Source organism: Streptomyces sp. NPDC058221, from assembly GCF_042882365.1.
Classification (GTDB): Bacteria; Actinomycetota; Actinomycetes; order Streptomycetales; family Streptomycetaceae; genus Streptomyces.
This window is the reverse complement of the sequence record NZ_JBHVWF010000229.1, coordinates 1-8,589: the sequence shown is the minus strand read 5'-3', so window position 1 is coordinate 8,589 and position 8,589 is coordinate 1. Positions and strand designations below refer to the sequence as shown.

Here is an 8,589-nt window from a genome sequence, read left to right as displayed (position 1 = left end):
TACCAAAAACCCCGCCCTCGTGTTTTTTTCTAAAAACGCCCGCGCCGCGGGGGGGCCCCCACCACCCCACGCCCGTCGGGATTTTCACCCCGAGGCGGCCACCGGACGCACCCGGCAGCCGCCTCGCCCCCACCCCCACCGCGCTACGCGTGCGTACGCAGCAACGTCCGCATCGTCCGCATCGCCACGGACAGATTCGCCAGATCAAACGCGTCCGACCCCTGAATCTCCTCCAGCGTGGACCGCGACCGCGTCAGGATCGCCGCGTTCTTCTCCTCCCACGCCTCGAACCGCTCCTGCGGCGTGGACCCCCCGTTGCCCACACTCAGCACGTCACCCGTGAGCGCCGCGTGCGCCGCGTACAGGTCCTCACGGATGGACGCACGGGCCATCGACTGCCAGCGGTCGGCCCGCGGCAGATCGATGATCCGGTCCATCAGCTGGGTGATGCCCAGCCGGTCCGCGAGGTCGTAGTACACCTCGGCGACGGACAGCGGGTCCTTCCCCGTCCGGTCCGCGATGGCCACGATGTCCAGCGCCGGGAAGGCGGACGAGAATCCGGCGACGCGCTGTGCCAGCTCGTCCGGGACCCCGGCCTCGGTGAGCTCCTCCAGGATCGACCGGTACCACTCCTGGTCGGCGCCCATCAGCATCTTGGGCAGCTCGGCCCAGACCTGCTCGACACCGTTGCGGAAGAAGTCGATCGTGCCGGCGATCTCCAGCGGCTGCGGCCGGTTGCCCAGCAGCCAGCGCGAACCGCGCTCGACGAGCCGCCGCGAGTGCAGCCTGATCCGCGTCTGCACATCGGCGGACACCCGGTTGTCGAGCGCCTCCACGGCGTCCCACACCCGGCTGAGCCCGAAGATCTCGCGCGCCGCGACCTGCGCCCGCACGATCTCCTCGATCGAGGCCCCGGTCTCTTCCCGCAGCCGGTGCAGGAACGTGGAGCCACCGCTGTTCACCGTGTCGTTGACCAGCACCGTGGTGATGATCTCGCGCCGCAGCGCGTGCCCGTCGACCGCCTCGGGGTACAGCTCGCGCAGCTGCCGCGGGAAGTACGCGTGCAGCAGCTTCTGCAGGTACGCGTCGTCGGGCAGGCTCGTCCCGATCAGTTCCTGCGCCGCCGTGATCTTCGTGTAGGCGAGCAGCACGGCCAGCTCGGGCTGGCTCAGCCCCTTGCCGGCGCTGAGCAGCTCGCGGATCTGCCGGTCGGTGGGCAGGAACTCCAGCGCCCGGTCGAGGTACCCGTCGCGGCCCAGCCGGCGCATGAAGCGCTGCTGGGCATGGAGCAGGGAGGGCGCCTGGGCGGACGAGTTGGCGAGCGCCGTGTTCTGCGCGTAGTTGTTGCGCAGCACCAGGTGGCCGATCTGATCGGTCATCTCGGCCAGCAGCTTGTTGCGCTGCTTGACGGTCATGTCGCCGTCCCGCACCAGCCCGTTGAGCAGGATCTTGATGTTCACCTCGTGGTCGGAGGTGTCCACGCCGGCGCTGTTGTCGATCGCGTCCGTGTTGATCCGGCCGCCGGTGCGGGCGAACTCGATCCGGCCGAGCTGAGTGGCACCGAGGTTGCCGCCCTCGCCGACGACCTTGGACCGCAGGTCCTCGCCGTTGACACGGATCGCGTCGTTGGCCTTGTCGCCGACGTCCGCGTTCGATTCGGCGGAGGACTTGATGTACGTACCGATGCCGCCGTTCCACAGCAGATCGACGCGGGCCTTGAGGATGGTCTGCATCAGGTCGGCGGGGGTCATCTTGGTGACCCCGGACTCGATGCCGAGCGCCTCGCGGATGTGCGCGTTGACGGGGATCGACTTGGCGCTGCGCGGGTGGATGCCACCGCCCGCGGAGATCAGCTCCTTCTTGTAGTCGGCCCAGGAGCTGCGCGGCAGGTCGAAGAGGCGGCGCCGCTCGGCGTACGAGGTCGCGGCGTCCGGCTTCGGGTCGATGAAGATGTGCCGGTGGTCGAAGGCCGCGACGAGCCGGATGTGCTCGGAGAGCAGCATCCCGTTGCCGAACACGTCGCCCGACATGTCACCGACACCGACGACGGTGAAGTCCTCGGTCTGGGTGTCGTGGCCGAGCTCGCGGAAGTGCCGCTTGACGGACTCCCAGGCACCCCGGGCGGTGATGCCCATGCCCTTGTGGTCGTAGCCGGCCGAACCGCCGGACGCGAACGCGTCGCCCAGCCAGAAGCCGTACGAGACGGCGACCTCGTTGGCGATGTCGGAGAACTTCGCGGTGCCCTTGTCGGCGGCGACGACGAGGTAGGTGTCGTCCTCGTCGTGCCGGACGACGTCCCTGGGCGGCACGACCTCGCCGGTGACCATGTTGTCGGTGATGTCGAGCAGCGCCGAGATGAAGGTGCGGTACGAGGCGATGCCCTCGGCCAGCCAGGCGTCACGGTCGACGGCCGGGTCGGGGAGCTGCTTGGCGACGAAGCCGCCCTTGGCGCCGACCGGCACGATGACGGTGTTCTTCACCATCTGCGCCTTGACCAGGCCGAGGATCTCGGTACGGAAGTCCTCGCGCCGGTCCGACCAGCGCAGACCACCGCGGGCGACCTTGCCGAACCGCAGGTGCACACCCTCGACCCGCGGCGAGTAGACCCAGATCTCGAACGCCGGGCGGGGCGCCGGGAGGTCCGGGATGGACTGCGGGTCGAACTTCATCGACACGTAGTTGTGCGGCAGGCCGCTGTCCGCGTGCTGGAAGAAGTTCGTCCGCAGGGTGGCCTTGATGACGGTGAGGAAGGACCGCAGGATCCGGTCCTCGTCGAGCGAGGCGACCTGGTCCAGGGCCCCGTCGAGCTCTTCGAGGAGCCCGTCGGTCAGCTCCGTGCCCGCGCTCTGGCGCCCCGGTGACATCCGGGCCTCGAAGAGCGAGACCAGCAGCCGGGTGGTGTGGACGTTGTTCTGGAGAGTGCTCTCCATGTAGTCCTGGCTGAAGGTCGATCCGGCCTGGCGCAGGTATTTCGCGTAGGCGCGCAGCACCATCGCCTGCCGCCAGTCCAGACCGGCGCCCAGCACCAGCGAGTTGAAGCCGTCGTTCTCGGCCTCGCCGGTCCAGACGGCCGCGAAGGCCTCCTGGAACCGCTCGCGGGCGTCGTCGGCCAGGTAACTGCCGTTCCCGGTGGCCTGCGGCATCCGCAGCCCGAAATCGTAGATCCAGGCGTGAGTACGGTCGGCGCACCGCAGCTCGTACGGGCGTTCGTCGACGACCTCGACGCCCAGGCGCTGGAGCGCCGGCAGGACGGCCGAGAGGGAGACCTGCTCACCGGTCCGGTAGATCTTGAAGCGGCGCTCGCCGGGGGCGGCGCCGACCGGCTCGTACAGGCTGAGGGCGAAGTCCCGCTCGTGCTGCTTGAGCGCTTCGAGGTGGACCAGGTCGGCCACCGCGGCACGCGCCGAGTGGTCGGCCTTGTAGCCCTCGGGGAAGGAGTGTCCGTAGTTGCGCAGCAGCTCGGCGGCGCGCTCCTCGCCGCACTCGGCGTTGAGCGCCTCCTGGAAGCCGTCGGCCCAGGAGCGGGCGGCTTCCACGAGCCGGGCCTCGATGCGGTCGGCCTCGGCGTCGGTGAGGCTGGGCAGCTCGCTGCCGGGGGCGACCCGGACGACGAAGTGCAGCCTGGAGAGGATCGACTCGGTGTTCCAGGCCGTGAAGTCGACGCTGGTGCCGTTCAGCTCCTCCTTGAGGATGTCGATCAGCCGGAGGCGTACGCCGGTGGTGTAGCGGTCGCGCGGCAGGTAGACGATCGCGGAGTAGTAGCGCCCGTACTCGTCCTGGCGCAGGTAGAGCCGGAGCCGGCGCCGCTCCTGGAGGTAGAGCACCGAGGTGACGATGGAGCGCAGCTGGTCGGGCGGCGTCTGGAACAGCTCGTCGCGCGGGTAGGTCTCCAGGATCTGGAGCAGGTCGCGGCCGTCGTGGCTGTTGTACGTGAAGCCCGCGCCTTCCAGCACCTCGGCGACCTTGCGTCGGATGACGGGCACCCGGCGCACGGACTCGGTGTAGGCGGCGGACGAGAACAGTCCGAGGAAGCGGCGCTCACCGATGACATTGCCCTCGGCGTCGAACTTCTTCACGCCGACGTAGTCGAGGTAGCTGGGGCGGTGCACGGTCGCCCGGCTGTTGGCCTTGGTCAGGATGAGGAGCCTGTGCTCGCGGGCCTTGGCGCGCGCGTCGGCGGGCAGCCGGTCGAAGGAGGGGCTGACCGGGTGCGCCTCGTCCCCGGTGTGCTGCGGGTCGGAGCGCAGGATGCCGAGACCGGTGCCGGGCACGGCGGCCAGCGCATCGGAGTCCTTCAGTTCGTACTCGCGGTAGCCGAGGAAGGTGAAGTGGTCGGCGGCGAGCCAGCGCAGCAGCTCCCTGGCCTCGTTCACCTCGTCGTCGGCGAGGTCGTCGAGCGGCTCGCCGGGCAGGTCGTCGGCGATGCGCAGCGCGGCGTCCCGCATCTTCTCCCAGTCCTCGACGGTCTCCCGTACGTCGGACAGCACCCGCAGCAGGTCGGCCTGGATCTGCTTGAGGTCGGCGCGGTCGGACTCACGGTCGATCTCGACGTGGATCCAGGACTCGACGAGCGCGTCGTGCGGGAGCGCGGCCTTGGCGTCCTTCGCCCCCTTGGCGTTCTTGCGCCCGTTCTGCGGTCCGGTCGAGACGCCGGCGCCTTCGGTGAGGACCTCGATCAGCTTGCCGGCCACATCGCGCCGGACGATGACCTGCGGGTGGATCACGACGTGGATGCCGCGACCCTGCCGGGACAGCTCGTTGGTGACGGAGTCGACCAGGAAGGGCATGTCGTCCGTGACGACCTCGACGACGGTGTGGCTGCAGGTCCAGCCGTTCTCCTCGACCGTCGGGGTGTGCACCCGGACGTTCGCCGTGCCCTGCGGGCGGTTCTCCGCCAGCCGGTAGTGCGAGGAAGCGGCACCGAATACGTCGACCGGGTCCCGGCCGCCGATGTCCTCCGGAGCGGTGTGGAGGTAGTAGCGCTGGAGATAGGCGAGCAGTACGTCCTGGACGGGACGCTCCTGCCCGGCCCCGTTGCCGTTGTCGGCCCCGGTGGCCGCAACGTGCACCCGGGGGGTACCGCCCGGGCCACCGACACCACCGCCCGGGCTGTTGTCAGCTACCTTGGCGGCCCGTTCGAGCAGCTCGGCCTTGGCTTCGTCCAGCTTGGTCTGCATGTCCTCTGGCTCCTGTCGCGCGCCGTTGCGTGACGTAGGTGAAAAAGACGACGTACCGCCACGACACGGGGTTTCCGGTCTGAGTCGACGCTATGCCGCTATGAGAGACGCCCGGGACCTTATTGGCCATTTTTGGCAGTCGGGCCGGGCTGAGGGGATCAGTCAGGGCCCGGGCACTGTGGCACTCCGGGCGCAGGCCGGGGGCTTCGCTGCCCCCGAGGCATATCGCGCTGATCACGGGGTCCAGGCTATCTCCCCCGCACCCGTAACCGTCACGAGCCGTATGTGTACAAAGAAAGCCTCGAACTTTGACACTCTGGACAGCGCGCCGGGCCGTGCTGTCGCACTCTGGTACCGGTAAACGGAACAGGCCGACGCACCGTGGGGAGCCCCGCCATGGCACCGAAGATCCTGATCGTCACCGGCGACGCCGCCGAGTCCCTCGAAGTCCTCTATCCGTACCAGCGGCTGCGCGAGGAGGGTTACGACGTCCACATCGCCGCGCCCTCCCGCAAGACGCTCCGCTTCGTGGTCCATGACTTCGAGCCCGGCTTCGACACGTACACCGAGAAGCCCGGCTACACCTGGCCCGCCGACCTGGCCTTCACCGAGGTCGACCCGGACGACTACGTGGCCCTGGTCGTCCCCGGCGGCCGCGCCCCCGAATACCTGCGCAACGACGCCGACCTGCGCAGGATCCTCTCCGCGTTCTTCGAGGCGGACCGCCCGGTGGCCCAGATCTGCCACGGCCCGCTGATGACGGCCACGGTCGGCGCGCTGAAGAACCGCCGGGTCACGGCCTATCCCGCGCTGGAGCCGGACATGGAGACGGCCGGGGCCGACTTCCAGGACACCGAGGTCGTGGTGGACGGCACCCTGGTCTCGTCCCGCGCCTGGCCCGACCACTCGGCCTGGATGCGTGCATTCCTGACCGTGCTCCGCACGAAGGCCCCGGTCGCCTGACCTCCGCCCCCAACGGCTGCCGCTGCCTCAGTCCGCTATCCGGCCAGCTGCTCGGCGAGCTCCGCCGCTTCGGCCAGGGTGTCCACGACGGGCACCCCGGCCGCCTGCAGGCTGACCCGGCTGTGCGACCCGCCTGTGTAGAGCACCGCTCTCGCGCCGACATGGGCGGCTGCCACCGCGTCGTCCACCGCATCCCCGATGATCACCGCGTGCTCCGGGGATATCCCGGCCAGCGCCGCGAAATGCCGCTCCATGTGCTGCGCCTTGCTGCCGCCCGACCGCCCGGTGCGGCCGTCGACGCGCACGAAATGCGGTTCGATGCCGTAGCCCCGCACCACAGGGACCAGCTCGTCGTGGCCGTACATGCTCAGCAGGGACTGGCTCCGGCCCGCCTGCTGCCACTGCGCGAGCAGCTCGGCGGCTCCTTCGGTGAGCCCACAGGCGTCCCGCTGCTCGGTGTAGTGGCGGTGGAAGACCGAGTCCATCCGGTCCCACTCGGCCTCCGTGGGCAGCCGCCCCATCAGCCGTTCGTAGAAACGGGGTATCGGGACGCAATACGTCTCCCGGTACTGCTCGACGGTGATCGGCGCGACGCCGACCTCCATGAACGCGGCGTTCGTCGCGCCGACGACCGCGATGTTGTCGTCGAGCAGCGTGCCGTTCCAGTCCCAGACCAGATGTGTGCGGTGTTTCCCCTGCGTCCCCATGACCAGAAAAATACCCGCCGCCACTGACAACCGGCGAGATGGCCGCCCTCGGAAGGGCCGGGGTCCGTCCCGCACTCAGCCGATCAGGTTCGGGATCTCCTGGATGCCGAACCAGAGCAGCTCGTGGTCCTCGGCGCCGTCCACGGTGAACTGCGCGTCGTCGTCGCCGAGGTCGGCCGCCCCGAGCGCGGCTGCGGCCGCCGTGACGTCCTTGTCCGCCTCGTCCGAGTCGACGTGCACCGCGGCGGCCTTGGCCAGTGTCACCGCGGGGGCGATCGTGACCTCACCGAGCGAGGAGGCGTCCAGAATGTGATCCGGGTCGGCGACCGCGTCCCCGTCCGGAACATCGACCGCGACGACGACACGGCGGCGGGTGGCGTCCGGGTCCCCGGCGATCATCCGCAGCGAGGCGGACGCGGCCCGGTTGAGCGCCGCGTACTCCAGCTCCTCGATGTCGTCGGAGACGTACCACTCGCGCAGCCCCGGGGTCACCGCGTAGGCGGTGAGCGGACCGGGACCGAGCTCGCCCGCCCTGTGCGCCGCTGCGAGACCGGAGAGGGTCAGGGGGACGTACACGCGCATGGCTTGGCCGCTTTCGTAGTCGGAGACGCCCTCAGGATACGTGCGGCGTCCCCCTTTGGGGTTACCTGTACGGGCCCGCGCCCGTCCACCCGGCAACCGCCCCTCACCCTGCCCGGCCCGCCCCCGCTCCCCTCGCCGGACCGGGCCAACCACCCGGATAGGTGAATTCCGGATCCCCCTCCCCCGGCCCCGCCGACGCTTGCGGCCGCGTCTCCGCCCCCGTAGAAGATCCACAACAGAAGTTACCGCCCGGTATTTCGCCGGGCCTCTCAAGCACGGGGGCGATGAGAAGTGACCACGAACAGGACCAGGCCGGCCGGACGCCATGACGCACGCAGGCCCGAGACCGTCCCTCAGCAACGCCTCCGGACACCCCGGCGCACCCGCCCTCACCAGTGGTTCGCGGAACGCCTCCTGGCGGTCCTCAGCGGCCAGCGACCGGTTCACTGGATGCTCGGCCACACCATCGGCGAGGCCTACGACCAACTCGCCGAACTGGCCCCCGCGACCCCCCTCCGGAGCCGCGGCGCCCGCCCGGTGATCCGCATGTGCCGCGGCGCCCAGCCGGCCCCCGGCGTGGTGGAGGCCTGCGCGAGCATCGCGGCGGGTGAGCAGGTCCGGGCGATGGCCTTCCGCCTGGAACAGGGCCCGGACCTCCGCTGGCGCTGCGCCGCGGTAGAACTCGGCAACGCCCCGGCCCGCCACCCCGCCTGACCAGAGTCGCGGGCAGACGGCAGGAGGCATCCCAGCCCCGGAAGGCGGCAGGGCTCACACGCAGTCCACAGAGGGGCCGTGCAGGCTCGAAGGCGCAGAGCGAGGCCCCACTGGGGCCCAGAGGGACGGGAGGGGGCCACAGGAGCCCGCAGAGGCCCTCAGGGGACCACACGGCTCCCAGCCCGCCCCACATCCATTCACGCCTCACCCCACCCCGCCCCAACACAACCTCACCCCATCCCAACCCGAGCCCAACCCCACCTCAACCCAAGCCAAGCCAAGCCAAGCCCACCTCACCCCAAGCCGAGCCAAGCCCAACCCCACCTCAACCCAACCCAACCCCACCTCAGCCCAAGCCAAGCCAAGCCGAGCCCAACCCCAACCCCAACCCACCCCTCCACCCCACCCCACCTCAGCCCCAAATCCAGCCCCTCCGGCGTTTGAGG

5 protein-coding genes are annotated in these 8,589 nt (G+C 70.0%); 2 read left to right on the top strand and 3 right to left on the bottom strand.

The genetic code is table 11. The features are described from left to right. Positions 1 to 143: 143 nt before the first annotated feature. The gene (locus ACFVW8_RS37080; protein WP_389698083.1) at positions 144 to 5,177 is read right to left on the bottom strand and encodes an NAD-glutamate dehydrogenase; all 5,034 of its coding nucleotides are present in this window, start codon (positions 5,175 to 5,177) and stop codon (positions 144 to 146) included. 396 nt (positions 5,178 to 5,573) lie between these two features. Here ACFVW8_RS37080 and ACFVW8_RS37075 point away from each other — a divergent pair, with 396 nt between their 5' ends. Next, entirely contained in the window at positions 5,574 to 6,140 is a 567-nt protein-coding gene (locus tag ACFVW8_RS37075) for a DJ-1/PfpI family protein (RefSeq protein ID WP_389698081.1), read from the top strand. A 35-nt stretch (positions 6,141 to 6,175) separates the two neighbouring features. Here the strand turns inward: ACFVW8_RS37075 and ACFVW8_RS37070 are convergent, their stop codons facing one another. Next, positions 6,176 to 6,847: an HAD family hydrolase gene (locus tag ACFVW8_RS37070; RefSeq protein ID WP_389698079.1), complete on the bottom strand. Its 672-nt coding sequence runs from the start codon at positions 6,845 to 6,847 to the stop codon at positions 6,176 to 6,178. 75 nt (positions 6,848 to 6,922) lie between these two features. Next, complete coding sequence (locus ACFVW8_RS37065; protein WP_389698077.1) at positions 6,923 to 7,429, bottom strand: DUF6912 family protein; 507 nt, start codon at positions 7,427 to 7,429, stop codon at positions 6,923 to 6,925. 291 nt (positions 7,430 to 7,720) lie between these two features. On the opposite strand from ACFVW8_RS37065, the gene ACFVW8_RS37060 reads away from it, so the two are divergent. Next, on the top strand, positions 7,721 to 8,143 hold the full coding sequence (locus ACFVW8_RS37060) for an Rv3235 family protein (protein ID WP_389698075.1): 423 nt from the start codon (positions 7,721 to 7,723) through the stop codon (positions 8,141 to 8,143). Positions 8,144 to 8,589: the final 446 nt, after the last annotated feature.

Coding starts and splice junctions, on each gene's coding strand:
- ACFVW8_RS37065 (WP_389698077.1), bottom strand. CDS start 7,429: ATGCGCGTGTACGTCCCCCTGACCCTCTCCGGTCTCGCAGCGGCGCAC.
- ACFVW8_RS37080 (WP_389698083.1), bottom strand. CDS start 5,177: ATGCAGACCAAGCTGGACGAAGCCAAGGCCGAGCTGCTCGAACGGGCC.
- ACFVW8_RS37075 (WP_389698081.1), top strand. CDS start 5,574: ATGGCACCGAAGATCCTGATCGTCACCGGCGACGCCGCCGAGTCCCTC.
- ACFVW8_RS37070 (WP_389698079.1), bottom strand. CDS start 6,847: ATGGGGACGCAGGGGAAACACCGCACACATCTGGTCTGGGACTGGAAC.